At 64.6% G+C, this 25,519-nt stretch carries 27 protein-coding genes; 14 read left to right on the plus strand and 13 right to left on the minus strand.

Annotated features, from left to right (window positions below):
* The 5 genes from BJY22_RS00155 (at nucleotide 1) to BJY22_RS00175 (ending at nucleotide 9,348) form a co-directional block, all read left to right on the plus strand.
* A complete protein-coding gene (locus tag BJY22_RS00155) occupies nucleotides 1–1,989 on the plus strand; it encodes a type I restriction-modification system subunit M (protein ID WP_238350252.1) in 1,989 nt (662 codons plus the stop codon).
* Nucleotides 1,986–3,230 carry a restriction endonuclease subunit S gene (locus BJY22_RS00160; protein ID WP_337757885.1) on the plus strand — a complete coding sequence of 415 codons (1,245 nt, stop codon included), beginning with the start codon at nucleotides 1,986–1,988 and terminating at the stop codon, nucleotides 3,228–3,230. The genes BJY22_RS00155 and BJY22_RS00160 overlap by 4 nt, the downstream gene beginning before the upstream one ends.
* A 122-nt stretch (nucleotides 3,231–3,352) precedes the next feature.
* On the plus strand, nucleotides 3,353–6,397 hold the full coding sequence (locus BJY22_RS00165; protein WP_202890932.1) for a type I restriction endonuclease subunit R: 3,045 nt from the start codon (nucleotides 3,353–3,355) through the stop codon (nucleotides 6,395–6,397).
* Between the two features lie 68 nt (nucleotides 6,398–6,465).
* The gene (locus BJY22_RS00170) at nucleotides 6,466–8,019 is read left to right on the plus strand and encodes a protein kinase domain-containing protein (RefSeq protein ID WP_202890933.1); all 1,554 of its coding nucleotides are present in this window, start codon (nucleotides 6,466–6,468) and stop codon (nucleotides 8,017–8,019) included.
* 78 nt (nucleotides 8,020–8,097) lie between these two features.
* The gene (locus BJY22_RS00175) at nucleotides 8,098–9,348 is read left to right on the plus strand and encodes a hypothetical protein (protein ID WP_167203155.1); all 1,251 of its coding nucleotides are present in this window, start codon (nucleotides 8,098–8,100) and stop codon (nucleotides 9,346–9,348) included.
* Nucleotides 9,349–9,486: 138 nt separating this feature from the next.
* On the opposite strand, the gene BJY22_RS00180 is transcribed toward BJY22_RS00175, so the two are convergent.
* The 4 genes from BJY22_RS00180 to BJY22_RS00195 all read right to left on the minus strand — a co-directional run bounded on the left by BJY22_RS00180 (nucleotide 9,487) and on the right by BJY22_RS00195 (nucleotide 11,542).
* Nucleotides 9,487–9,855: an antitoxin YezG family protein gene (locus tag BJY22_RS00180; RefSeq protein ID WP_167203156.1), complete on the minus strand. Its 369-nt coding sequence runs from the start codon at nucleotides 9,853–9,855 to the stop codon at nucleotides 9,487–9,489.
* Between the two features lie 41 nt (nucleotides 9,856–9,896).
* Nucleotides 9,897–10,814, minus strand: coding sequence for a DNA/RNA non-specific endonuclease (locus BJY22_RS00185; RefSeq protein WP_167203157.1), 918 nt, complete (start codon nucleotides 10,812–10,814; stop codon nucleotides 9,897–9,899).
* Between the two features lie 10 nt (nucleotides 10,815–10,824).
* Nucleotides 10,825–11,085 carry a hypothetical protein gene (locus BJY22_RS00190; RefSeq protein WP_167203158.1) on the minus strand — a complete coding sequence of 87 codons (261 nt, stop codon included), beginning with the start codon at nucleotides 11,083–11,085 and terminating at the stop codon, nucleotides 10,825–10,827.
* Between the two features lie 88 nt (nucleotides 11,086–11,173).
* Entirely contained in the window at nucleotides 11,174–11,542 is a 369-nt protein-coding gene (locus BJY22_RS00195) for a hypothetical protein (protein WP_167203159.1), read from the minus strand.
* A gap of 162 nt (nucleotides 11,543–11,704) precedes the next feature.
* On the opposite strand from BJY22_RS00195, the gene BJY22_RS00200 reads away from it, so the two are divergent.
* The 3 genes from BJY22_RS00200 (at nucleotide 11,705) to BJY22_RS00210 (ending at nucleotide 14,146) form a co-directional block, all read left to right on the plus strand.
* Nucleotides 11,705–12,550 carry a DUF5919 domain-containing protein gene (locus tag BJY22_RS00200; protein ID WP_167203160.1) on the plus strand — a complete coding sequence of 282 codons (846 nt, stop codon included), beginning with the start codon at nucleotides 11,705–11,707 and terminating at the stop codon, nucleotides 12,548–12,550.
* Nucleotides 12,547–13,362, plus strand: a complete 816-nt coding sequence (locus BJY22_RS00205; RefSeq protein WP_167203161.1) for an inositol monophosphatase family protein — start codon at nucleotides 12,547–12,549, stop codon at nucleotides 13,360–13,362. The genes BJY22_RS00200 and BJY22_RS00205 overlap by 4 nt, the downstream gene beginning before the upstream one ends.
* A gap of 541 nt (nucleotides 13,363–13,903) precedes the next feature.
* Nucleotides 13,904–14,146, plus strand: a complete 243-nt coding sequence (locus BJY22_RS00210) for a hypothetical protein (RefSeq protein ID WP_167203162.1) — start codon at nucleotides 13,904–13,906, stop codon at nucleotides 14,144–14,146.
* A gap of 249 nt (nucleotides 14,147–14,395) precedes the next feature.
* Here BJY22_RS00210 and BJY22_RS00215 read toward each other — a convergent pair whose 3' ends face one another.
* The 3 genes from BJY22_RS00215 to BJY22_RS43230 form a co-directional block, all read right to left on the minus strand.
* Nucleotides 14,396–15,103: a GNAT family N-acetyltransferase gene (locus BJY22_RS00215; protein WP_167203163.1), complete on the minus strand. Its 708-nt coding sequence runs from the start codon at nucleotides 15,101–15,103 to the stop codon at nucleotides 14,396–14,398.
* A gap of 3 nt (nucleotides 15,104–15,106) precedes the next feature.
* Nucleotides 15,107–15,583, minus strand: a complete 477-nt coding sequence (locus tag BJY22_RS00220) for a hypothetical protein (protein ID WP_167203164.1) — start codon at nucleotides 15,581–15,583, stop codon at nucleotides 15,107–15,109.
* A 329-nt stretch (nucleotides 15,584–15,912) separates the two neighbouring features.
* On the minus strand, nucleotides 15,913–16,548 hold the full coding sequence (locus BJY22_RS43230) for an AMIN-like domain-containing (lipo)protein (protein WP_420371410.1): 636 nt from the start codon (nucleotides 16,546–16,548) through the stop codon (nucleotides 15,913–15,915).
* Nucleotides 16,549–17,075: 527 nt separating this feature from the next.
* Between BJY22_RS43230 and BJY22_RS00230 the strand changes: the two genes are divergently transcribed.
* From BJY22_RS00230 to BJY22_RS00240, 3 genes are all read left to right on the plus strand, one after another.
* Entirely contained in the window at nucleotides 17,076–17,435 is a 360-nt protein-coding gene (locus tag BJY22_RS00230) for a hypothetical protein (RefSeq protein WP_167203165.1), read from the plus strand.
* 154 nt (nucleotides 17,436–17,589) lie between these two features.
* Nucleotides 17,590–17,742 (plus strand): hypothetical protein, encoded by a 153-nt coding sequence (locus tag BJY22_RS00235; protein ID WP_202890934.1) that lies wholly within the window; start codon nucleotides 17,590–17,592, stop codon nucleotides 17,740–17,742.
* A gap of 69 nt (nucleotides 17,743–17,811) precedes the next feature.
* The gene (locus BJY22_RS00240; RefSeq protein WP_238350254.1) at nucleotides 17,812–17,913 is read left to right on the plus strand and encodes a LuxR C-terminal-related transcriptional regulator; all 102 of its coding nucleotides are present in this window, start codon (nucleotides 17,812–17,814) and stop codon (nucleotides 17,911–17,913) included.
* Between the two features lie 171 nt (nucleotides 17,914–18,084).
* On the opposite strand, the gene BJY22_RS00245 is transcribed toward BJY22_RS00240, so the two are convergent.
* The 4 genes from BJY22_RS00245 to BJY22_RS00260 form a co-directional block, all read right to left on the minus strand.
* On the minus strand, nucleotides 18,085–18,489 hold the full coding sequence (locus tag BJY22_RS00245) for a dihydrofolate reductase family protein (RefSeq protein WP_167203167.1): 405 nt from the start codon (nucleotides 18,487–18,489) through the stop codon (nucleotides 18,085–18,087).
* 156 nt (nucleotides 18,490–18,645) lie between these two features.
* Nucleotides 18,646–19,206, minus strand: coding sequence for a MerR family transcriptional regulator (locus tag BJY22_RS00250; RefSeq protein WP_167203168.1), 561 nt, complete (start codon nucleotides 19,204–19,206; stop codon nucleotides 18,646–18,648).
* Between the two features lie 343 nt (nucleotides 19,207–19,549).
* On the minus strand, nucleotides 19,550–20,242 hold the full coding sequence (locus BJY22_RS00255) for a DUF4386 domain-containing protein (protein WP_167203169.1): 693 nt from the start codon (nucleotides 20,240–20,242) through the stop codon (nucleotides 19,550–19,552).
* A 106-nt stretch (nucleotides 20,243–20,348) separates the two neighbouring features.
* The gene (locus tag BJY22_RS00260; RefSeq protein WP_167203170.1) at nucleotides 20,349–20,945 is read right to left on the minus strand and encodes a hypothetical protein; all 597 of its coding nucleotides are present in this window, start codon (nucleotides 20,943–20,945) and stop codon (nucleotides 20,349–20,351) included.
* A gap of 128 nt (nucleotides 20,946–21,073) precedes the next feature.
* Here BJY22_RS00260 and BJY22_RS00265 point away from each other — a divergent pair, with 128 nt between their 5' ends.
* A complete protein-coding gene (locus BJY22_RS00265) occupies nucleotides 21,074–21,781 on the plus strand; it encodes a TetR/AcrR family transcriptional regulator (protein WP_167203171.1) in 708 nt (235 codons plus the stop codon).
* A gap of 103 nt (nucleotides 21,782–21,884) precedes the next feature.
* Here the strand turns inward: BJY22_RS00265 and BJY22_RS00270 are convergent, their stop codons facing one another.
* Nucleotides 21,885–22,835 (minus strand): hypothetical protein, encoded by a 951-nt coding sequence (locus BJY22_RS00270; RefSeq protein WP_167203172.1) that lies wholly within the window; start codon nucleotides 22,833–22,835, stop codon nucleotides 21,885–21,887.
* A gap of 100 nt (nucleotides 22,836–22,935) precedes the next feature.
* A complete protein-coding gene (locus tag BJY22_RS00275; protein ID WP_167203173.1) occupies nucleotides 22,936–23,604 on the minus strand; it encodes a TetR/AcrR family transcriptional regulator in 669 nt (222 codons plus the stop codon).
* 113 nt (nucleotides 23,605–23,717) lie between these two features.
* Between BJY22_RS00275 and BJY22_RS00280 the strand changes: the two genes are divergently transcribed.
* Both BJY22_RS00280 and BJY22_RS00285 read left to right on the plus strand, forming a co-directional pair.
* A complete protein-coding gene (locus BJY22_RS00280) occupies nucleotides 23,718–24,473 on the plus strand; it encodes a DUF4386 domain-containing protein (RefSeq protein WP_167203174.1) in 756 nt (251 codons plus the stop codon).
* On the plus strand, nucleotides 24,463–25,470 hold the full coding sequence (locus BJY22_RS00285) for an NAD(P)-dependent alcohol dehydrogenase (protein ID WP_238350255.1): 1,008 nt from the start codon (nucleotides 24,463–24,465) through the stop codon (nucleotides 25,468–25,470). Before BJY22_RS00280 ends, BJY22_RS00285 begins: the two co-directional genes overlap by 11 nt.
* Nucleotides 25,471–25,519 lie beyond the last annotated feature (49 nt).

Here is a 25,519-nt window from a genome sequence, read left to right on the forward strand (position 1 = left end):
TTGAGCGAGACCACGCCGAAAAATCTGGCGAACTTCATCTGGCAGGTTGCAGACCTGCTGCGGGGGGACTACAAGCGATCCGACTACGGCAAGGTCATCCTTCCCTTCACCGTGCTGCGACGACTCGAGTGCGTCCTCGAGCCAACACGTGAGGCCGTGCTGAAGGAGGCCGAGAAGTGGGCGGATCGCAATGTCGATCTGGGCCGGTTCTTGACACGGCAGTCAGGTCAGAGCTTCTACAACCTCACGAGGCTCTCGCTGGCAAACGTAGCGAACGCACCCGATGATGCCGTCGCAAACCTGAACGCCTATGTGAACGGCTTCTCCCCGAACGCTCAGGCGGTCTTCGAGAAGTTCCGGTTCGCCGAGCAGGTCGCCTATCTGTCTGAGGCTGGCCTTCTCCACTTGGTCGTCGCACGCTTCGCGGACGTCGATCTGCACCCGAACCGCGTGTCGAACCACGAGATGGGCTACGCCTTCGAGGAACTGATCCGAAAGTTCGCTGAGGACTCGAACGAGACTGCTGGTGAGCACTTCACCCCGCGGGAGGTCATCAAGCTGATGGCCGGCCTCCTCATCGCTCCCGACCTCGCTGACCTGCAGGTGCCTGGCACGAGCCGCAGGGTGTACGACCCGGCATGCGGGACCGGCGGCATGCTAACTGCCGCGGAGGAGTTCATCCTCTCGCACAACACGCAGGGACAGGTCTTCTCCTTCGGGCAGGAGCTGAACCCGGAATCCTGGGCGATCTGCCGGTCCGACCTCATGATCAAGAACCAGGACCCGGACAACATCAAGCTCGGCAACTCGTTCACGAATGATCAGCTGCAGCACGAGAAGTTCGACTACATGCTGTCCAACCCGCCGTTCGGCGTGGAGTGGAAGAAGGCCCAAGCCGAGATCGTCGACGAGGCCAACGAACTCGGCATGCGCGGCCGCTTCGGCGCCGGACTTCCGCGTATCAACGACGGGTCGTTGCTGTTCCTACAACACATGATCTCGAAGATGCGCCCCGTCGGCGACGGCGGCAGCCGGCTGGCGATCGTCTTCAACGGTTCGCCACTCTTCACCGGCGCCGCCGAGTCCGGTGAGTCCAAGATCCGCCAGTGGATCCTCGAAAACGACTGGCTCGAGGCGATCGTCGCGCTCCCAGACCAACTCTTCTACAACACCGGCATCTCGACCTACTTCTGGATCCTCACGAACCGCAAGGCACCTGCGCAGCGCGGCAAGGTCGTCCTCCTCGACGCCCGCGAGTACTGGGCCAAAATGCGGAAGTCACTCGGCGACAAGCGCAAGTACATCACCGACGATCAAATCGAAGAGATCCACCGCCTGTACGCCGACGCACTCTCGGTAGCCGACAGCCCCGAACACGAACTGCACGGCAAGGTAAAGGTCTTCCGCAACGAGGACTTCGGCTACCACCGAATCACCGTCGAACGCCCCCTCAAACTCCGCTTCGAGGTCACCGACGAGGCCCTCACCGAGCTAGAGCTGACACTCAAGTCCGGCAAGACCACCTCGAAGTACGAGGACCGCGACGCACTGCTCGCGGCGCTAAAGACCCTGGTAGGCAAGGAACCGTCCTTCAAGAAGACCGAGTTCGCCGCCTCGCTCCGATCTGCTTTGTCCGACCTGAACAAGCTGCCGGCACCTGTCGACAAGGCCGTGTGGAGTGCTGTCTCAGTCCGTGATCCAGAAGGCGAGGTCCAACTCAAGAAGGGCCAGCCCGAACCAGACCCAGAACTCCGCGACTTCGAGAACGTACCGCTCGAAGAGGACGTCGACGCCTACCTCGAACGCGAGGTCCTCCCCCACGTCCCCGACGCCTGGATGGATCACACCAAAACCAAGATCGGCTACGAAATCCCCTTCACCCGCCACTTCTACGTTTACACTCCACCGCGCCCCCTAGGCGACATCGATGCCGAGTTGAGGGCGTTGGAGCGAGAGATTCAGACGCTTCTCAGCGAGGTGACCGAGTGATCGATAGAACATGGGAAACAAAGCCTCTATGGAGCCTCGTTTCTGAAGTTCGCCGCGTAGTTGATCCTGAATGCATGTCGGATCCAGTGATCCATTACAGCATTCCATCACTCGACTCGACCGGCGGCGGCAGCGAAGAGTCTCCCGATGACATCAGATCGTCCAAACTTCGCCTTCGTGGTGGCGAGGTTCTCATCAGCAAGCTCAATCCACGGAAGAGTCGTGTGACGGTGGCTGCAAGGTCGGCCGGCCAAGACGTCGTTGCCTCGACAGAGTTTGTTGCGATGTTGCCATCGATTCGCGTTCATGCGCGTTATCTGATGTACGTCCTCTTAGCGGAGAATGTGCGTCAAGAACTGGACTCGATGGTGCAGTCGGTGACTCGTAGTCATCAGAGAGTCAGTCCTGAACAGATTTTGCGACTCAAGGTCGCCTTGCCGCCTTTCGAGGAGCAGTGGCGCATCGTCAACTTCCTCGATAGCGCAACATCGCGAATTGATCGTCAGATCGAAATCGGTCGGCGACAGATTGCGCTTCTCGGTGAACGTCTCCATGCAAAGGCGGCCGAGGCGACTGGCCGTGTGACTATTCGGGGTAGTGTCGTGGCGGGCGAGTGGACCCCCCTCCAGTTGAGGCGAGTCGTCGAGGTCATCACGACTGGTGCGACGCCACAGGGAGGAGCAGAAGGAGTCTGGGCGGAGGAAGATCCAGCAGCAATCCCCTGGTACACACCTTCGGAGATGGACGACTGGATGCAGCTCGCCCCTGCCATGCGGTATGTGCCACGGGACGGTCGTGGCGAAGCAAAGACAACCTTCCGTGCGGGGTCGGTGGTGCTGGTGTGCATAGGTGAGTCGATTGGTAAGGTCACATTTCTGGATCATGCAGCCACGGGCAATCAACAGTTGACGGCGATTCGGCCAAACAGTCTGATTGATGGCCGTTTTCTAGCCTGGCAACTCTGGGGCGCTGCGGGCGAGATTCGTGACACCTCGCCTTTCACGCGAGTGCGGATAATCAATGGTAGCGATCTGTTAGCTTTTCCGATCATGCTTCCGTCGCGCGAGCGTCAAGTTGAAATCAGACGGGCTCTCGATGCTGAAAAGTCCCGCACGATGGTCGGTCGCGACAAGATCGCTCGCTTTGCTGCTGGTTTGACTGAGCGGCGGCAGGCATTGATTACGGCAGCGGTGACTGGGCAGATTGATGTGACGACGGCGAGGGGAGTTGGGGTGTCGTGAGTCGGGGGGATTCGGAGTTGGCGTTTGAGGAGGCTGTGGAGGGGGCGCTTCTTGCTGCCGGCTGGGTGAAGGGACGGGTTGATACGTACGACCCGGAGCTTGGGCTTGATCCGGGCCAGTTGATGCCGTTTGTGCAGGCGGTGCAGCCGGAGGCCTGGGCGACGTTGGTTCAGTTTGCTGGCGGGAGACTCGAGGTTGCTGAGCGGGACTTCGTCAAGATTGTCGCGAAGGAGCTTGATCAGCGCGGTGTGCTTGATGTGCTGCGGAACGGGGTCAAGGATCGTGGTGTTCGCATCCGGCTTGCGTACTTTCGGCCGGCGCACACCGTTGCCGAGGATGCGCTTGCGGAATACCAACAGAACCGTCTGTCGGTCACTCGTCAACTGCGGTACGGCGCTGACTCGACCAAGACGCTCGACCTGGCGCTCTTCGTCAATGGGATTCCGGTTGCTACGGCTGAGTTGAAGAATCCGCTGACCAACCAGACCGTCGAGGACGCCAAGGAGCAGTACCGGCACGACCGGGATCCGAAGGAGTTGTTGTTCGCGCGGCGTGCACTCGTGCACTTCGCGGTCGATCCCGAGTTGGTGTTCGTGACGACTCGGCTGCGGGGTAAGGACACCGTGTTCCTTCCGTTCAACCGTGGCACCGGCGGCGCAGGGAATGTTGGTGGCGCGGGGAACCCTGTCGTCGAGGACGATGGCTCCGGCTACCGGACGGCGTACCTCTGGGAAGAGACTTGGCAGTTCGACAACTGGCTCGATCTGCTGAAGCGGTTCCTGCATGTCGAGGACCCGACGACCTCGCGCTCACGTGGTCGAGCGAACGGTCGAACCAGCGTTCACGACCGACCGCTGATCTTCCCGCGCTACCACCAGTGGCACGCCGTACGGCGGCTCACCGAGCATGCCGCGCGTCACGGCTCAGGCAACAACTACCTGGTCATGCACTCGGCCGGCTCCGGCAAGTCGAACACGATCGGCTGGCTTGCGCATCGGCTGTCGACGCTGCACGGATCTGCTGAGCCTGGCACTCTTGATGCTGACGCCGTGAGCGATGCCCGGATCGCCGCGAACGAGCCGGTCTTTCACAAGGTCGTCGTCATCACCGACCGGTCGGTGTTGGACAAGCAGTTGCAGGACACGATCTACCAGTTCGATCACACGCCGGGAGTCGTTGAGCGCATCACCGGAATCGGCGGGTCGAAGTCGAGCGAGGTCGCCAAGGCTCTGGCCAACACGGCGACGAAGATCGTCATTGTCACCGTCCAGACCTTCCCCTACGTCCTCGAAGGCGTGTCCAGCCTGGCCGACAAGCGCATCGCCGTGATCGTCGACGAGGCGCACTCGGGTCAGTCCGGTGACTCGGTGACCAAGCTGAAGAAGGTACTGCGCGGCCTTGGTGCCGAGGAGTCCGGTGACGATGACGACCCGCTGACCTCGTCCGCGATGGCCCGCGGCCGTCACCCCAACCTGTCGTACTTCGCCTTCACCGCGACCCCGAAGAGCAAGACCCTCCAACTCTTCGGCATCGATGATGCTGTCGGCAACAAGCGGGCGTTCCACATCTACTCAATGCGGCAGGCGATCGAAGAGGGCTTCATCCTCGACGTACTGCGGAACTACACGACATACAAGACCTACTGGCGGATCGCCAAGGAGGGCGCCGACGACATCGAGGTCAACCCCGACAAGGCCGGCAGCGAACTGGCCCGTCTCGTCTACCTCGACCCAGCCACGATGCTCGCGCACGCCGAGGTGATCCTGCGGCACTTCCAGGCCAACACCCGTCGCCAGATGGGTGGACGGGCCAAGGCGATGGTCGTGACGCGTTCGCGGGAAAGCGCCGTACGGATGTATCAGGCGCTGCGCCAGAAGGTCGACGACCTGAGCATCGCGGACCCCGGCGTACTCGTCGCGTTCTCCGGGAACCTGACCGTTGACGGCGTCGAGTACACCGAGCCTGGGATCAACGGACTGTCCGAGAGCGAGTTGCCGGACGCGTTTGCCTACACTCGCGCGGACGATCCGAACGCCAGAGCGCGGACTGCCGGCAAGGACGGTGCCCCAGAGCGTACGGAGTACCGAATCCTTGTTGTCGCTGACAAGTACCAGACTGGGTTCGATCAGCCACTCCTGACCACGATGTACGTCGAGAAGCCGCTTGCCAGCGTTGCCGCCGTACAGACGTTGTCGCGGCTGAACCGCACCCATCCGCTGAAGAGCCAGGAAGATCTCTTCGTCCTGGACTTCGCCAACGAGGCCGAGGACATTCAGGCAGCATTCAAGCCGTACTATGAGGAGGCGGTGACCACACCGGTCGATCCGAACCTGCTGTACCCGAAGCAGCGGGCTGTCATGGATCATCAGCTCATTCTCGAGTCTGAGCTGGAAGCGTTCGCCGAGGCATACCTCGCGTCCCAGCCCGGCTCACTGGTCGAGGACGGCGGCCGGAGTTGGGAACGCAAGCATGCGGATCTTTATCGACACATCGATCCGGCGGCTGCGCGGTTCGAACGGCTGAGCTCGGAGGATCGCGAAGCGGCCGAGCTGTTCCGGAGCGACCTGTCCGACTACGTACGCAAGTACGGGTTCCTGGCGCAGGTGATGCAGTTCACCGACGCCGATCTCGAGCGGCTGTACCTGTACGGCAAGCACTTGCTCAATCGCCTGCCGTCGCGCCGCAACCCGAGCCTGGACATCGGCGATATCGATCTCACGCACCTACGCGTGAGCAAGACCGGCGAGCATGATGTCGGTCTCGAACAGGAAGGCGAGCAACTGTTGCCGGGGTTCGACGACGGTAGTGCAGGCATCGCGCGGGACCCGAAGACGGCGCTGCTGTCCGAGCTCATCGAGGACTTCAACAACCGGTACGGGCTAGGTCTGAGCGAAGCAGACAAGCTCATGTACGAGGAGCGCGTCACCGCGGCCATCGAGGATCCGGACCTTCAGCAGGCCGCGCTCGCAAGTCGCAACGAGGGCGACTTCGAGATGCCGTTCAACAAGCGCTTCCAGGACATCATGGTGGAGCGTGCCGAGGCGGACACCAAGTTCACCGAGAAGTACTTCTCCGACAGCGAGTTCCAGAGCCGCCTGACCCGCGAGGCCCGCAAGGCGGCGTACCGAATGATCCGTCGCCGCCACAACGTGCCTGACGGCGGCTGAATCGCTGTGCGTGGACGCGGAGCGTAGTCGGCGGGCAGACTGTTCGGTGATACCTGGGGAGGAGAGGCGTGGCTGCGCAGTCGAAGGTCATCGCCGGTCGCTATGAGCTGACGGCGCCGATCAAGCACGGAGGGATGGGGGAGGTTTGGCGCGGGTATGACACGGTGCTTGACCGCGACATCGCGGTCAAGCTGATCCGTCCACAGATCGTCGCGTCGGACGAGGACCGCGAAGAGCTAGTCGGACGGTTTCGGCGCGAGGCTCGCGTGACCGCCAAGGTCGAGCATCCTGGCGTGCCCGCCGTGTACGACGCAGCGTTCGACGGCGACACCGATCAACTGTTCATCGTCATGCAGTTGGTGCATGGCGTGTCCGTCTCCGACGTGCTCGCGGAGCAAGGTGCCGTGTCTGCGGCCTGGGCTGCGTCGATCGGCGCACAGATCTGCTCGGTCCTGAGCTATGCCCACGCGGTGCCGATCGTCCATCGGGACCTGAAGCCTGGCAATGTCATGATTGCGCGCGGTGGCGTCGTGAAGGTCCTGGACTTTGGCATCGCCGCACTGCTCCGCAACGACGTCACCAAACTCACGTCGACCGGACGCGTGGTCGGTACCAAGCCGTACATGTCTCCGGAGCAGATCCGGAACCTGCCTGTCACGCCGCAGACCGACCTCTACGCGCTCGGTTGCCTCCTCCACGAGATGCTGAGTGGTCAGCGGGCTTTCGACGCCGACGACGAGATCGCGTTGATGTACCAACATCTCGAAGAAGACTCGAAGCCACTGCGTGAGCTGGATCCGGAGATCCCGGGCGAGCTTGAGCAGCTAGTACTCGATCTCCTTGCCAAGCATCCCGCGGATCGTCCGGAGAACGCGTGGATCGTGTACGACAGGCTCGCTCCGCTATTGCCCGCGACCGACAGGAGTTCGCCTGACGGCGAGCAGCCGGCAGGTGTTATCCCGGACCCGACGCGGCCCTACCGGCGCCCGGCGGCACCACGGCCGCGCCCCGCCGAGCGGCCGGAACCCTCTGCGCCAACATCATCAGCTTCGAAGATCGACAACGTCCAGATCGACGAGGTTCTGGCAGAGGCGGAGTCGCTCATCGACGAGGAGCGCTTCACACAGGCGTCCGATCTGCTGAGCGACCTCCTGCCGAGCGCGTCCTCGACGTTCGGTCCCCAGAGCCCGGCCGTCTTGGACCTCCGAGTCAGATTCGCCGCAGCGTTGTTCCTGGGCGGCGACTACCGCAAGGCCGCACCTGAGTTCGACGCTCTGGCCGCCGCGGTTGCGAAGCTTGATGGTCCTGACAGCGAGGAAGTGTTGGAGTATCGGCGCCAGGCGGTCGTGTGTCGCATTGCCCTTGGCGAATCGACTCGTGCATTGACTGAGCTCGAATCGATCTTGACCGCCTACGAGCGCGTTCATTCGAGCGGCCGCGAGTACCTCGAGCTGAGGCTCAGCCTCGCTCGCCTTCGGCTCGGGATCGGGCAGGACCAGCTCGCGCGTCAGGAGTTGCGCGAACTGTCCCGGGACGCCCGCGATCTCCTGGGCGACACAGACGATCTGACTGTCGAGATCGCGGCCTTGCTGGCGCGCTTGCAGACGGAGACCGATGAGTGAGTCCCGACCGCCGCGGATCTCGAAACAACCAGTCAATTGCGACGAGCACCGTTCCCTGCCCACACCCAGGAGCCGACGTTGGATGACGAGATTCAGTTGATCAGTGACGGCGACGGGCTGGCGGTCATCGGGGACCCGGCCGCTATCGAACGGTTCCTCGTCTCTGAGGGACTGCCGTCGAAGGACCTGGGAGTGCAACGGCTCGGATCTGTGCTCAACACCGGGGCCGCCGCGGCACAGGCAGGCTCCGAGATTGCAGCTAACTCAGGTCGTTGGGTGAAGCTCACGAAGGAGTCCGCGCGGCTCGTCCAGAAACACGGACTGAGGGAGAACTCGAAGACGGGTCTCAGCACCGGCGCACTGAAGGGGAACCAAGGTCAGATCAAAGGATTCGTCGAATTCGTGAAGGGGCCCGGAGCGCTTCTGACCAACCCAGCGGTCTTGGCTGGCGCCGCTGGCATCATGGCGCAGCTTGCGTTGCAGCAGGCTATGGATGAGATCACCGACTATCTCGCCACGATCGATGAGAAGGTCGACGACGTGCTCCGCGCCCAGAAGGACGCTGTGTTGGCGGACATGATCGGCGTGGACTTCGTGATCGAGGAGGCCATGACCATCCGGGAGCAGGTAGGCCGGGTCTCCGAAGTCACGTGGTCGAAGGTGCAGGCCACCACGATGACCATCGCACGGACCCAGGCCTACACGTTGCGTCAGCTCGACGCACTCGCGGAGAAGATGGAGCGCGAGACCAAGATCGGTGATCTCGCCAAGACCGTCAAGGAAGCCGAGTCCAAGGTTCAGGAATGGCTCGCCGTCCTGGCACGCTGCTTCCAACTGCAGGACGCGATCGCTGTGCTCGAACTCGACCGAGTACTGGATGCGTCTCCGGAGGAACTGGACCGACACCGCCTCGCACTCCGGGTTGCCCGTGGCAACCGGTTGGACCTCATCTCACGGAGCACAGAGCGCTTGATGGCCCGCCTGGATGCGGCTGCCGGCACGGCCAACACAAAGGTCCTGCTGCACCCGACCACCTCCCGCGATGTAGTCGATTCGAGTAACCATGTCGCGAACGCCGTCGTCGAGTTCCATGGTCGGCTTGGGATCGAGCGCGGTCGACAGTCATTGGAGGCGCGACGCTGGGCAGACGCGGCCACGGAGGTAAGAGATAAGGCGCTTGAGGCCGGAGCAGACGGCGTCGGTGCCGCGAGGCGCCTCGGTAACGAGACCCTCGACCGAGCAAAATCGGCGACGGGCGGTCTCTCCAGCCGGATCGCCGAGCGAGCACTTCGTCGCCGCAAGGACGAGAATCGCAACGAGGAAGACTAAGCGAACGCCGACCGTCAGCCACCCGGGCTATCTGGTTACACCCGACCGGTGAGTCACCGGTCGGCGCTGGAGGGCTGGCAGATCGAGTCCATGCCTACACACTCTGCTGCGAAGACTCGGGTTGCCCTGCCCCTTCTGTCACGACTGACGTCTCGCCGGGTGCCATGCCGGTAGGTGTTCGGGATCGCGAGGGAAGAGCTGTTGGTCTTCGAGCAGGAGGTCCGGGTCGGCGTCGCCGTCGAAGGGCGGAGTGTCGTAGTCGAAGTTCGCGGTCAGCTTGCCGGTGTGGGTCAACGTGATGCTGGCGTTGTACCAGGTGCCTTTGCCGTGCTGGTACATCTCCTTGCGGAGTTGGTCGGCAGCGTCTTGCCCGTCATGATCTATGCCGATCTTGCGATCGGTCACTCCGTCCGGGGTGGTGGCCAAAAGTGTTGTGCCCGACATCGGGCCCGCGCCGGTGATCTTCAGTTCGGCTTCTGCCCATCCTGAGGGCGCTGATCGGGCCATCGACTTGCCGATCCTCGCGAGAAGCTGCTGAGACTGCTCAGTCATGGTTTGCCTTTCGGTGAGATCGAGTCATTGCTGATCCGGCGGGTCACCAGCTCGTCTCCGTGCTCGTACTCGACCCAGATCGTATCGGGCCGACGACTGCCGGCCGGGTAGCGGAACGTCACGAACACGCTGACGGTGCTCCCCGATTCGATGATGCGTCGCCAGTGGTTCTCGAGCGTCTTGTACATGCTCAGGTTGACCGTGTTGCCAGCCATCGGCAGGAGATTCAGTTTGCCGAGAGGACCGCCGAAGATCCGCGCAAAAATGTGGCCTGCATGGTCTCCTGGGAGCTTTCCGACGAGTTTGCGCTGTGCGGTCTTGTCCCTGGGGTGATCGAGGTCGACGAGGTTGAGATCGGCTCGTGCCTCGATGACGCGACCGCTGTTGTCGGTCATATACGTGAACTTCTTGTCTACCCTGATCGTTGCGTCAGCCGGTGGTGCGTTGAGCAAGGGGAGGTCGTCGGGGTTAGCGCTCGACAACTCGAGATCAGGATCTCGCTTCGCGCCGGTCTTCGAGCTCTCCCTACTGATGTCGATGTCGCTGATATCGAGCTCGATCTCGGCCGTGGAGTCCCGAGGCGGACTTCGATGACCGCTCGGCTGCGTCCGACGGTTCGGAACTGCGGATGGCTGACCGCGCGGTGGCCGCCGATCCAGTGGGACCTCACTGACCGTTCGTTCCGCCCACGCGCGGGCTCGCGGGGCCGCTGCGGCCGCGACCTGGGCCGCATGTTCACATGCGCGGGCTGCGGCGTCCAGATAGAGCGCCGGTTGCTGAGCGCCCAGCTGCGCAGCAAAGGCAGCGTTCTCGCGGCACCTCTGACCTGTTCGCTGCAGATGTGCCACGACGGCTGGCACCTGATCAAGGCACTCGACCAGGCCCTGCGCGATGCGCTCGAGGTCCGATGCCATCGGCCTGGTCTCAGACCTGGTCGGCGTACTGCCGGGCAGCCGCGGCCGCCATCTCGAGAGCGGCGGCGGCGTTCTCGACCGCGGCGCCGGCCGCCCCCAGGATTTCGGCGATGTTCCGATCTGCGCCGGTGGCCGTACCTCTGATCAGAGAATCGACCTGGTCAACGTGTTGAGAGAACTTCACTTTGAAGGCAGCCATACCGCCGGCCGCCTGTTTCGCCTCACCGGCTATCTGGTGCAGCTGAACCTTCAATTGCTCGATCTGCGACATGCAGGGCTCCTCACTTCTTCTCGACGGATCCGGGAGCGTGGAAGGCAGGACTGACGCGGGTGCAGGACCAGCACGTCAGCCCTGCCGGTCATCGGGTGACTGTGCCTGCGAAGGAGCTGGTGTCGCGTGCCTGGGAGTCCAGCAACATCACGCGCGCGCCGGTCGCTGCCTCGAAGATCGATCTGAAGTCCCTGTACGAGAAGCTGCCTGCGATGTGAAGCAAACTGGGCAGGAGCACAGAGGTGATCTCGGGGCCGCTTGCTGCTCGGACGAACTCGGCGAAGGCGGACAACTCGGTCGTCGAGTCCTCGGCGAACAGCTCCGTCAAGATGAAGCCGTTCTCGCCCGCGAACCGTGCCAACGCTCTTCCGACCGCCAGCAGCTCGTCATCGTCAGGCACCAGTTCGGTCCGGAAGTAGGCGACGATCGGCGTCCATCTCTCGCTGCCGTGAATCACCCGCGCAACCCGTCATCGGTGGTCATGTACGAAGCATGGCCAACTTGCTGTCTCGATCTATCTCCGCGTATATCTCATCTGCACCATGCGTGACCCATCGAGTCTCGTCTGTGTCTCATCAGGCTGATAGGGTCGCGAGACTTGACCGAGACTGAGGGATGCATGGCAACTGAGACCGCACTGAAGGTCCTGCTGCGGCAGCGGCATCTGCAGGAGCATCGAGCCTTTTGTCGCGAGTACGACAAGGTCGCTCGGTCGGTCGATCGCGAACTGGTCGGAGCCCATCCAAGCAAGGCGACCTTTTATCGCTGGCTCTCGGGGTCGCTGAGCGGCTTGCCGCACCCAGGACACTGCCGAATCTTGGAGAACATGTTCCCGGGCTGGACAGCGGAGGTGCTGTTCCGGCCATGGTCAGATGACGGCCATCCGGCCGTCGAGCAGCGGTCCGCCAGCGAACCAACTGGGCTTGGTCCCCTCGCTGGTGTCACAGCTGTCTATCCGAGCCGGACCGAGTTCGCGCACGAGATGCCACCGGCCAAGCTGTTCGACAACGCTGTCGAGCTGTCTGCCGTTGGCCTGTCTCTCAACCTGCTTTGTCAGTCCTATGCCGACGTGAAGCTGCGTGAACTCGTCCGCCGCGCTCATCTTCGTCTTCTGTTCCTGGATCCGGACGGCGAGTCGGTGAAGCGTAGGAATCGCGAAGAGGGCCATGAGGATGGGCACTTGTCCGCCTGGTCGAGGGGAAATCTCAACCTCATGTGCAGGATTCGTGATGAGCTGGCTGATGAAGCAGGCAATCTCGAACTTCGGATGTATGACGAGACACTTCGTTTCAATCTGATGTTCATCGATGGTCGTATGTGCGTAATGCAGACCTACCTGCCTGCGCTACGCGGCCTGGACTCGCCCACGTTCGTGATGCAACCGGCGGCCGGTGGCGCCTCCGATTTGTACTCGGTCTACTGGCGCATCTTCAGCTCGTTCTGGGAGCGGGGTACTGCGCTGTGAAAGACCTGGATGAACTGCTTTCCGTCGCCAGCCAAGCCGTGGATATCGCTGGCCAGCGAGCCTTCTCTCAGGCACCGGGACTCATTACGCCCAAAGGCGATCGGGACATGGCATCCGAAGTCGACTACGCGGTCGAGAAGGAGCTCCGCGCATTCCTCGCCGAGGAGACGCCTGACATCGGATTTCTCGGAGAGGAAGAGGGACGCTCAGTTGGACGCAGGGACGAACTGCTGTGGGTCCTGGATCCCATCGACGGTACCGCCAATTTCGTCCGTGGCTTGCCTCTCGTGGCGGTTTCGCTCGGACTGGTAGGCGGCGATTCATCGCTTCTCGGCATCATCGACATGCCGTTCCTGCGGAGGCGTTATGCGGGACGACTACGCGGAGGTGCGACCTGCAACGGGAGGCCGATCCGCGGCAGTCGCTGTGATCGCCTCGACGATGCGATGATCGCCATCGGCGACTACGCCGTCGGCGACCGCGCGCCAGCGAAGAACGCGCCTCGCCTTGCTCTCACAGCGTTGTTGGCCGCCCGGGTGCAGAGGGTTCGGATGCTGGGAACAGCCGCGACTGACCTCGCCTGGACGGCGCACGGACAGCTCGATGCCTCGATCATGTTCAGCAACAAGCCGTGGGATACCAGCGCAGGCGTCCTGATCGCCAGGGAGGCAGGATTGCAGGTGCTTGACCTCGACGGGTCCCAACACAAATTCCACTCCAAGGGCACCGTTGCCGTCGCGGAGCCGATCGCCGACCAGCTGCTTGCGCTCATTGCCGAGGCACAGGAGCTCGACGAACTCCCATCGGACTGACCAGGTTCTGGCAAGCCTCCCTGCGCTCGCCACAGTGGTTTGTTTGGGCCTGCGCGACCGGAGTCCGGTCCGGCACAGACCGGCTCGTGCACGCGAGGCGGTCCGAAACTGTGTCGAAGGATCATGCATCCGGCTGCGATCAAGCTCGTCATTGAACAGGTGGAGGCAATGGCGCTGCGGTACTCGTATCGGCGACATTCCGCAGAAGATTGCCCCAGCCATCTGCGTCGTGACCTCGCCTTCAGTTGGGCATGATGCGGCACATCCCACGTGCACTCTCGATAACGATCCGCCGACACGCCGACACACGCCTAGCGGTTGGCGGGGCCCGGTAAGGACGTACTCGAGGACATCGACGGCGACTACGGAGGCAAGGCCAGCGTCCGGGCCGGCTTCGACTAGATCGTCGGCGACCGCTACGACCTCTACGGGAAGTCGGCGACGCCGGCGACGACGTACTGGTCGGCGGCAGCCAGTCACTCGGCGATCTGATTGTGGGCGGCCCCGGCCACGACATTCTGCAGCCGACCCCATCCGCTCGATGTCGAACTTCCTCGACTGCGGGGACAGCAAAGACGTCTTCATCGCTCTGAACTTCAGCGTCGGCCCCAATACCGACCGCGTCGACACCGACGGCAAATCGAACGCCGTTGAACAGCGCAGGCCCACTCTGGCTGTTGATCACATCTGCGACGACCCGAACGAGACGTCGACCACCACTGGTCGAGTCGAGCAGCACCTCACTCGACTTAGACCGTCGTCGGAAGCGGGACGAGGCCGGTGATGGAGGTCGAACAACTTCACCGGGGTCAGCGCTTGGCTCGGCGAGCACCTGATCATCGACCATGTCGGATCGCCCGCAGCCGCGGCGCAGTTCGCGGATGCGTTGCGCTGTAGCTCCACCACCTTGCACGTGACAAGCGAGCCCGCGGTAGACGCGCCCTGCAGCAGCGATCCGTCGGCGCCATCGGCACGAACGCCACCGGTGATGTCGCGGGGCGGCGCTTGACCGGTCCGGATATGCGGGCCAAGGCTAGGTGACTTGGACGACGCGGCGCCAGCCGTCGAAGACCAGAGTGGCGTTCATGCCGACCGACAGGTACAGGCCGAGGGCCGGTGTCGGGTTGTTCGTGTCGACGAGCAGGATCGTGCCCGCTCGTCCCGCGGCCGCGTCCAGGGCGAACGCGTCGCGCAGCAGGAACTTCGCCAGTCCTCGGGCCCGGAACTCCTCGACGACGCCGAGCATGCCGATGTGACCGCAGTTCTCGGCCTCGACGTACGCGTCGGCGCACTCGCGCACCGCGACCACCCGGCCGTCGACCTCGAGCAGCGTGAGCTGGGACCACTCGAAGATGGGCAGATCCTCGTGCGCCTCGATCCACTCGTCGCGTGGGGTTTCGGCCCAGCCGAACTGGCCGCGGAAACATTCGTTGGTGGCCTGGTGTGCGGCCCGGCGGGCGGTCTCGTCGAAGGCGCCGCGGCGTACCCGGACGCCGGCGGGTGCATCCGGGGCGGCAACCGGTTCTGGGTGGTCGATCCGCATCCGGTGGTACGTCGTACCGGTGCTGAAGTCGTGGTCGGACAACTGGCCGCGCAACAACTCGTCGGCCCGGTACGTGGTGTCGGCGAACCCGACCACCGCCTTGTTGTAGCCCGCGAGCATGTCGAGCAGCGCCTCGGCATCGGACGGCTCCGCCCGACGGACGGTGTAACCCTCAGGCAGTACAGCGATGGTCTTCATGACTCATCGTGCGCCCGCACGTACCGCGGCGGATGGCCTGGCGGGTACCGCATTGCACCGCACACGGACCCGGGTATCGGTGACGAAGTCCCCACGGTCGTTCATGACGTCGACCCGGTACCTGCCGTTGGGAATGCCGTGAAACTCGACGGTCTCGACACCACGGGCAGCCAACATCACAGGCAGAGCCTCGGCCACCGAACCCCCGGACAGCCTGACCTCGAAGAACAGGATCACCCTGCTGGGATTGCGCAGCTTGACGACGACAACGGCGCCCGAATCGTGACACCTCACTCGCGGCCTGACCAGCACCGGCGGCCGGACCGAATTTCCGCGGCCACGGAGGTCTGTGCCGTCGGCGACAAGCTGGGCCGAAGCGGACTCCGCCTTCTGCGCAGACGCTGGTGCACTCCCCACCAGGAGCAGACCCGTCGCCAAGGTCGCGGTCAGCAATCCGCCAACGAACGGATGCCGCTTCATTGCCATTCCGTTCCCCGAACCGGATGCTGCATCGACAAACTGCCGGACACGACAGGACCGGTTCAGTTGCGGCGCTGACGAGCGCCGGGACAGTGACCGCTCCCACCGATACGGCGGCCGCGCTGACCGCGAGCACGTGGCGCGAATTGGCAGGTGAATATTAACAGAACTGCTGGTGTGAAAAGATTTCACGATGCCCCCTAAGACATTTATCAGATGCCCCCGAACCGCAGAAAGTTACAGGTTCTGCCGATAATTTCGGTCATACTTCCCGCGAGGCGGTATGATTCTGGGCCTGCGGCCGACGCAGCAGGTCCAGAATCAAACGTTTACCAGCGATGGGCGACGTCCACCACGATGCGACTGGTGCCGCCTTGGCCCGTGAGGGTGAAGACGCGGAACGGAAGACGGGCGCGGACGCCCAGCCCGATCGTGGTCTGACCTTCGAAACTCCCCGCGTCCACGACCTGCCGGAACGTCCGGTAGCCGCGCACGTTGGTCAGTTCGTCGTGGTTCGCCGGGTTGTAGGTACTGCGGCCCGCGTCGTCGTACGACGGCACCGACAGGATGATCTCCAACTTGGCGCCTCCACGCAGCGGGATGATCTCGCCTTGTCCGTCGGTGGAGACGTCCTTGACGTAGTGCACGCGGAACCAGGAAGGCTTGCCCTTCACATCGAACACGATGCGATCGAAGCAGGCGTGCCGACCCGTGCGGACGTTCGTCAGTACGCCTGAGCCACGGTACTTACCTGCCTCAGGCAATGAACCCCACCTGGTGGAGTACGTGCCGGTCGCAACAGCCGGGGCAGCAGTGGTGGATGGGCCAGCAAGCGCCGGCACAGCGACCGCGCCCGCCGGGACTGCAGCGACGGCCAAGATGGCAAATGCGGTGCGGATCGGTCGATGAATCGGCTTACGGATGGCGTGAATCAACTTCACAATTTGTCCCCCCTTTTGAGACACCTGTTAGATGCACTCATGGAACCCGAAGTTGACATAATTCCGCCGGTAGCTTTAGGTACCCGAACCAGCACGCACGGCGACCAGCTACAACCACGACCGCAGCCACCCGCGCGTCAGCCCCACCTTTCATCGAGGATCTGTCAATCAGCACGTGAAATGGCCGAAGGTCACACGGGAAGTTCCCTGGCGCCGGCCGATCGCATAGCTGAACTATCTGCTCATCTCGCACGTCTGGCGGCAGGACCAGTATGTTCTCGGTCGCCGGGAAGGTGCAGTACACCTCCGACAAGACCTACGACCGGATGACGGCCGAGGCGACCTTCTGATCGCCCGCATCACCGGCTCCACTGCTCGACTGCGTAGCGCGCTGTGGACGGAGCCACTGCAGGTGGGCAGTGGAGCCGAGGCTGTGCGGCCCCCTGAGATACGGGGAAACGATGGAGCAACCAAACACTCCAACATGGCCGCCGCCCGGCGACGGTCGGCCGACGGACGGGACGACGCTAGGAAGCACACTGCGTCAGCTAGTGGCGAGACACCCAGCAGGGCCCGCACTCGTCCTCACGCCGGCCACCGTCGCGCTGGTCGTCGGAGGCGGCCTGATCCTGCAGGCCGCGACCACGAATCCGTGGGAGGGCTACGTGTCGTACAGCGATCAACTGAACGTGGGATGCGGCACATACGAGGACGTGACCAGGCTTTCCTGGTTGACGCCGGACGAGAACCGCACGATCTCCCGGCTGCACGTCGCATGCAACGAGTACGACGCCGCGCGCCCTTGTTCGAGCATCCACACCGCCCTTACGCAGGAGGCACCCGGGAGCTCCGCGACCTGCCTCGCGAACTCGTCGACGCCCAGTACGGCGGACACCTGCAGTCAGCGCTGATCCGCCACGGCTTGCGGTCGACCTGGCGAGTATGGCCGGACGGGTTGTGATTGCAGTGCGTGTCAGAGGGATGTCCGCGCTGGCAGACATCCCCTCTGATTGCATCCTTACGACGCGGCCAGGCAGGCATGATGGGCTCAACCCGCCCGGCCTGGTGGTACCTTTCCGTACGCGTAGCCCGACGCTCGGCTCCGGCCTCGGACTGCTCGGACTGACCGAACGCGCCGAGCTGATCGGCGGCCGCCTCGAACACCTGAGCCTCAACGGGCACTTCGTCGTCCGCGCCTGGCTGCCGTGGCCGCGATGAACGAGTCAGCCAGCCCCGTCCGGGTCGTCATCATCGACGACGATGCCCTCGTGCGCGCCCTACCTCAGCATGGCCACCGTCAGCGCACACGTCTCCCGGATCATGATCAAACTCCAAGCCACCAACCGCGTCCAGATCGCCAACCGCATCCACGATGCAGGCCTGCTCTGATCACCGCCACTGAGGAGACGAGCGGCCGTGGACTGGACCTCCGCCCGCTGCGCACAGCGCCAACAGACGCAGCGGGCGGAAGCCGGTCTCGCCGGGCTCCCTCCATTGCCGGACGGTGACACGTCCGGCTGCCCGGCGTCCTGCGTAACCGCTGGCCCCGAGGCCCAGCGGTTACGACTGTGGGAGGTAGGTCAGGAGCACCACGCCGGAGTCGAACTGCCTCACGCCGTCAAGCTTCAGGTACACCGTCCCCCGGTCGCCGAGCACGTGGACCTTGCCGGCGCCCCACACGAGCGGGTTCAGGTAGACCTCGAACTCGTCGATCAGGCCCCGCACGGCGAGGGCATACGCGAACTCACCACTCCCGTGCATGAACAGATCACCGTCAACCCCGTCCTTGAGTCTCGGAATGGAATCCTCCAGTTTTCCCTCGAGCAGTGTCGCGTTCCAGTCGAGGTCGCCGGATAGCGTGGTGGACCCGACGTACTTCGGCAGCGCGTTGACCATGTCGGCCCACTTGCCTGACTGACTCGGCCAGTAACCGGCCAGCCCTTCGTAGGTCTTGCGTCCCAGCACCAGCCCTCTCGATCTCGCCTAACGCTCGAACGAGTACACGCCGTGGTCTCCGTCCGGTTGCACCCATTCGCCAACCGGATCGATGACGCCGTCGACGGTGGCCTGCGTGGTCGCTACCAGCTTTCCCATCTCGCCTCCTTGTTGGCCCGGCCAACGTCACTCCGCTGCGGCAGCTGGTACGAGTCTCCCGGATCTGCCGGCGAGGAGGCGGGAGAGTTCGTACCCGTACACCGGCCGCGCGACATCGCAGGTGTGGGTCAGAGCGCCGTTGCGCAGCATCTGGTGGACCTCGATGACGTCAACCCCAAGCTTGGTCGCGGCGGCCGACAACGTCAGCCACCCCATCCGCAGGCGCGCCAGGACATCGACGTCGTCGCGGCGCAACGGCAGTGTCTTGCCGTGGGCTGTGAGCAGCCCTGCAGTGATCATTCGCCGTACCCCGGTGTCACCGACGCCCAGTACGACGCCAGCCTCGGTCACCGACATCCACCGATCCAGGCCCGACTGGATGACATCGGACAGCAGCAGCCGCCGGTGCGAGCGCGATCGCGCAGGCAGGTGTCCCGCGCGGATCAGTCCGGCGACCCGTAGCGGCGGAACACCAAACAACACCGCCGCCTGTGCGGTGGTGATCAGCGGATCGTCGACCATCAGCGGCTCACCGAGCAACTCGGCCAACCGAGCCCGATACTCCCGTGCGAGTCCCGCATCAACCACAGCAGCCTCCCCAGCGCGCCCGTGTCTTCGGCGAGCTACGACACGGGTCTGGGGTCACACGCTCTGCGACCACATCATGCCCGCCTGGGTCCGCCGGCGCCAGGGCTGGTACCTCAGCGCGTTCGGGCCAGAGGCCGTGACCTCAGCCGTTGGCAGGACCACCGCCGACGGCTTCAAACTCCTCGTCGCCTGGGCTGCCACTGCTCGGCAAAGTGCCATCGGCGCCAGAACCGCACCGCTGGAACCAGAGCCGACGCAACGGTGCGCCTGGACGGGTCGGTTCGGCGGCGTTGCCCAGCGCATCGATGGCGGGGTCCGGCTCGGTGAACGTGGGTTCAAGGCGTCAGACGAGGAGCGTGATGCCGGCGGCGATGAGCCACAGCGACCAGGCGATGTAGGTAATCGGCGTGAGGGTGGCCGCGAGCTTCCAGCCGTGGCGCTCGGCAGGACCGACGAACTCCAGCGAACACAGGACGAGGACGGCGCCGATGACGATGGCGGGAATCCCGAGCCAGCTCGGGGCGAGGGCAGTCTGGATGAACGCGATTCCGACCAGTACGGTCCAGGCGCCCGTGAGCAGGTAGCCGAGGTGCTCGCCGACCGCGACCCCCAGGTAGCGGTTGAAGCTCTGGAAGACGACGTCGACTGCCTCACGTCGGGTGGGGCTGGACTCGGGGTCGGCGTCGACACGGGCGAGATACGGCACGAGGAATGGCCAGCGGATGAGCCCAAGGATCTGCACCAGTGCAGCGAGCGCGCCGACGACGCCGCCAACAACGCGTAGGGCATCGCCGGCATCAGCGAGGGCGAGCGCAACCAGAACAGCAAGAGGAGCCAACGCGGCGGCGGTCAGGGCGAATATCCACCACCACAGCAACAGCTTGGTGCCGCCTTCGCGGAACCGGGCGAGAACCTCGTGGGTCGGACGGCGCAGGATATCGGGATAGTCGAAGGTGGCAGCCAGTGCGCCGAAGGCAACGTTGAACGCCACCGGGAGTGCGATCAGCAGGACACCCGCCACGGTGACGGCGCTCATCGGTGCCCAGCAGGCGCTACGGCGTACCCGGACCTGTTGCCGAGCCGACTGGTGTCGCCGCAGTGCCGGACCTCGAACGGCGCGAGACCGACCAGCTGACGATTGATCATGCCTTGGCCACATCGGGTGCGACCGCCGGCGTTGTGCCGGTGGTGGCGCGGTAGGGCAGGAGGTAGTGGAGCAGGATTCCGGACAGTGCTGAGAAGGTCAGAGCGCCGTACGCGCCGAAGATTGTGAACTGGTTGTCGACGCCGATTCCGCCGACCGTGGTGACAGTCCACCCGAGGGCCCACAGGACGGGCATTGCGGCGGCCCAGGCCCAACGCAGGTGGATCTGGCTTGGCAGCGCCAATGCCTGTGCCACACCGAGGACCGTGCCGGTGAGGGCACCCATCACAGCGAGTTCACCCAGTGATGTGCCGTACCCGACGGCAGAGGCTCCGAGGAGCAGTCCGAGGCCCATGCCGATGCCGGTGGCCGGGATCCATCGGCGCGCATCGAGGCGGCGACGGGAGACCAGCGTCTGCCCGGCACCGAGGAGCAGCCCGGCGACCATACCTCCGAGCAGCGCGGCAATCGGCCCGTCGACTCGGCCGCCCGCCGCAGTGCCGGCCAGGCCCGCGACGGGGAAGGCGACGAACCCCGCGGTCCACACCAACCAGGCACGGAGAAAGACCGGCTGTGATGATCCGGATCGGGACATGATGCTCAACTCCTGACGGTCGGCGATGCCAACCGGGTTGTGATGAGAGCCCAGCGAAAGCTAAACTCTGTACGTCGTACAAATAATGTACGCCGTACAGAGTAAGGTCAAGAGCAGGAGTCAACTCGATGCCAGAACCAGCCGGGAATCGCCGCCGCGGACCGCGCCGGACACTGACCGAGGACCAGATCCTCGACGCCGCCCTGACCCTGCTCGACGAGGGTGGATCCGACGCCGCCTCGGTACGGGGCATCGCGGCGAAGGTGGGCGTCGCCCCGAACGGGGTGTACACCTACTTCCCGGACAAGGCCGCGGTAGTCAAGGCGCTGGTCGAGCGCCTGCTCGGCGAGGTCGACCACGGCATCTTCGTCGACCGCGGCCAACCCTGGCGGCAACGCGTGGAGTCCCTCGCCCTGGACCTCAGGACACGACTCTCTGCACATCCCGGCGTTGTCCCGCTGATGATCGGCGGCCCCATGGACGGGCCCAACGCTCTCGCCCTGAACGAACGGCTCCTCGAAGTCCTCGCCGACGCCGGCGTCGATCCGGCGGACGCCGCGCGCGCCGCGTATCTGCTGATCGTCTACGTGTTCGGCTCGATCGCGCTCGAGGTAGCCGACCTGCACCAGCCCGGGCCACTGCCACCAGAGAGGGAACGGATCGACACGCGACTCCGCGCCTTCGCGGCCACACCCGCCGAGCGCTACCCGCATACCGCCGCAGCGGCCGCCGAGCTCGCCGGCTACATCTCCACCGACCAGTACCTGTGGGGACTTCGCCGAGTGCTCGACGGCATCGCCACAACCGCCGCCCGCGCCGGAGAAGCCGACAGCTAACGACTGGCACGACATCGGTACGCGACATCGAGCACGCGGGGAGCTCCTGTACTTGGGGACGATCACCCGTCCGGGAGTACGGCGGCGGCTGTCAGCACCCGGATCACTCGCCGTTCAGGGGGTCGTCGAGCGGCGGCGCGCCCCACCGGAAATAGACCGGGGAGTGGAACCTGAACGACTGCACGAGCCCGATGCTCTGAATCAGTGTGGACGTGCCAGAGGCGTGGCCGACGGCGTACAGGTATCCGGTCTGGTGGTCCTTGTCGATACCGAGCAGGAGCGTGCCGCTGGTTCCGCACTTGGTGGCAACGAGGGTCTCGAAACCTTGCCAGCTCCTTCCGCGCACAGTCTTGACCACTGGCTTGAGCGGCGCGGTGGTCGGGATACGGATGGTCTGGAGCACGCCGGCGGCAGTGTTCGCCAGGAACGTGTCGTAGGTCGCCGTCTTGCTGATCAGGGCGATCGACTTCACACCCTTCAGGCCGGAGTACGTCACCCGGTTGCGCCAGACGCCGCTGTCGTCCACTGACCACCGGGACAGCATCCCGTCGTTGCGCAGCCCGTAGGCGGTCGTGCGATGCGAGGACCAGTTGGCGTAGTGGGAGACCTCGAAGGCGGTGTAGGTGCTCCAGCCGCCACCGATTCTCTTCAGAGTCACGGGCAGGCTGGTGTCGACCTCGCCGGCCGGCGTCTTGAAGTAACTGCTCGAGTACATGGAATCCCCGAGCGTCAGGTAGCCGACCACCTGCGTTTCCAGGGCATCTCCGAAAGTCAGGAAGGTGCTGCTGAGGCGCGCCTGGCCCGGCGGGTAGAAGGCGCGCGGCCCCATTTGGTAAGCCGTCTGAGTCGGCGGCCTAGTCGCGGCGTAGGTCTCGGTCACGTGATCGCCGGCGGCCGTTACCGCTCCCACGTTGATGCCACAGACGACCGCCTTCGCCGTCGTTCGCGCCGGGGTGGCCTGGCCGGTCGTCGACGCCTGGGCGGGCGGGCCGGTGGCAAGAGCTGTCGCCAGCAGTGCCAGCCCGCCCATCGCCGTCGCCGCACGCTTGATCACAAGTGGAGTCGCTGTCATTCCCTTTGGCTTCATACTTGATCGATGGAGCCCTGCTCTCAAAGGTTGCGCCCAAGCCGACGCGCGGCACTAGCCGCCATCCTTACGTTGCCCGCGCCATGAGCGCGTCGAGGAGCAGGTTCAGTCCCCATTCGAACTCGGCGCCGAAGTCGTAACCGGGCCGCAGGTAGTAGTCGGTCGCCATCTCCACGAGGTGGGGGTAGTCGCCGGTGGAGAATCTCTCCATGATCGGCTCCGCGACATCGGCGACGGTGTCTGAGCCATCGAAGGGCAGGCCGACCTCCTGGAGCACGAAGCCGTAGGTGTAGCTGTCGAGCAGGGCGTAGGCATGCGCGGTCAATACGTGAGAGAAGCCAGCGGCCCGGAGGGTGGCGATGACCATGTCGTGGTGCCGCAGAGTCGCCGGGCCTGGACTCGTGCGCGACTCCATCAGCCCGATAGCCCAGGGGTGGGCACGCAGCACCCGGCGGGCCGAATGAGCCCGCCGGCGGATCTCCGCACGCCAGTCACCGCCGGGTGTGGGCAGTTCGATCTCGCTGAAGACCAGGTCGATGATGCCGTCGAGGATCTCGTCCTTGTTGGCGACGTAGTAGTACACCGACATCGGCTTCGCGCCCAGGCTCTGAGCAAGTGAGCGAATCGTCAAGGAATCGATGCCGCCTGCGTCGGCCACGGCAACGGCGCCCCGCAGCACGCGTTCCCGGCTGAGCCGGGGACGCTCCTCGCGGCTGCCGTCCAAGCGTTCAGGCATCCCACTCCCAGTTCGTGGCGATCAGGTTCGACCGGCCAGTCGAAGCGTAGTGCTTTCGTACTTTGTACTGTACCGTCCCGTACTAAGTACGAACTAGATGCCGGGGGGCAGCCATGACAGGCACAGAGGCGCGACACCAGGCACCACCAGGTCCCAGCCTCGCGGGGGCCCGTGAGATCACCGCGTTACGGCAGGCCGGCCTCGTCGCGGGGGTCGGGATCCTGGCCATGGCGGTCCTTTCGGGCTTCGGGATCTTCTACGTCGGCGAAGGGCTGATGACGCCTGGCGACACAGCCAGCACGGTCGAGGACATCGCGGCATCCGACGGCCTGTTCCGCTGGGGGACCGCGAGCCTGTACGCGGTGGTGGTACTCGACGTGGTGGTCGCATGGGCGCTCTTCCGGTTCCTCCGTCCGGTGAGCAGCGGGCTCGCGCGGCTCGCGGCCTGGTTCCGGCTCGCCTACGCGGGAGTCTTCATGCTGGCCATCGGCCAGCTCGCGGGCATCCCCGACCTGGTGGCCTCCGACCAGTACTCGAGCTTGTTCACCGCCGAGCAGATCCAGGGCCAGACCCTCCTCAAGATCGATGCGTTCGACGACCTCTGGATGGCCGGGCTGATCCTCTTCGGGATCCATCTGACGCTCGTCGGCTACCTGGCCTATCGCTCGGGCTATGTCCCGAAGCTGCTGGGCGTCCTGCTCGTCATCGCCGGTGCTGGCTACGTGTTCGACAGCCTCGCCTCGACAGTCCTCGCGAGTCCGCCAGGCAGCGTCGCCACGGTCACCTTCGTCGGTGAGTTCCTCCTGGCGCTCTGGCTCGTTGCCCGCGGTCGCCGCATCTCGCTGGAAGCAGATGGTCATGGTCTCTGAGCAACTGGGCCCGGTCACCGCCCACATGCCGGCAATCGTTCAGGATGCGTACGGCGACGCCAGCGTGCTGCGCCACCAGCGCATCGCCCGTCCTGAAGTCGCCGACGACGAGGTCTTGGTCCGGGTGCATGCGGCGGGCCTGGATCGTGGCACCTGGCACCTGATGGCGGGCAAGCCGTACCTGATGCGGATCGCGGGTCTCGGCTTCCGCCGACCGAAGGCCCGGGTACCCGGGCGTGATCTCGCCGGAACGGTCGAGACCGTCGGGTCCGCAGTGACCAGGTTCGCCGTCGGCGACGAGGTGTACGGCATCGGCCGCGGGTCGTTCGCGGAGTACGCCGTGGCCGTCGAGGGCAAGCTGGCCAGCAAGCCGGCGAGCCTCTCGTTCGAGCAGGCCGCCGTGGTTCCGATCTCGGCCGGCACCGCACTCCAGGCCCTGACAGACCATGGCCGGATCGCGGCGGGTCAACGGGTGCTGATCATCGGCGCGTCCGGCGGCGTCGGCAGCTACGCCATACAACTGGCCAAGGCCTTCGGGGCAGACGTCACCGGCGTGGCCAGCACAGCCAAGCTGGACCTGGTGCGATCTCTCGGCGCTGACCGAGTCCTCGACTACACCCGCGACGACTACGCCGACGGCACAGACCACTACGACCTGATCCTCGACATCGCGGGAAACCCGAAGCTGTCCCGTCTGCGCCGCGCGCTGACGCCCACGGGGACGGCCGTGTTGGTCGGCGGCGAGGACGGCGGCAACCTGACCGGCGGGATGAACCGGTCGCTGCGGGCGCTGGTGCTCTCGCTGTTCGTGGGCCAGCGGCTGGCCTGGTTCGTCGCCAAGGAGCGGGCCGGCGACCTCGAGCAGCTCACCGAGCTCATTGAGGCCGGCCAGGTGACGCCGAGCATCGACCGGACCTACCCGCTGGATCAAGTGCCCGACGCGATGCGACAGCTCGCGTCCGGGCAGGTCCGCGGCAAGGCCGTCATCACCATCTGAGGATCGACAACCGGGCGTCGGCGACGCTCACATCTGCAGGCCCGATCTC

The sequence above is a fragment of the Kribbella shirazensis genome, from assembly GCF_011761605.1.
GTDB lineage: Bacteria > Actinomycetota > Actinomycetes > Propionibacteriales > Kribbellaceae > Kribbella > Kribbella shirazensis.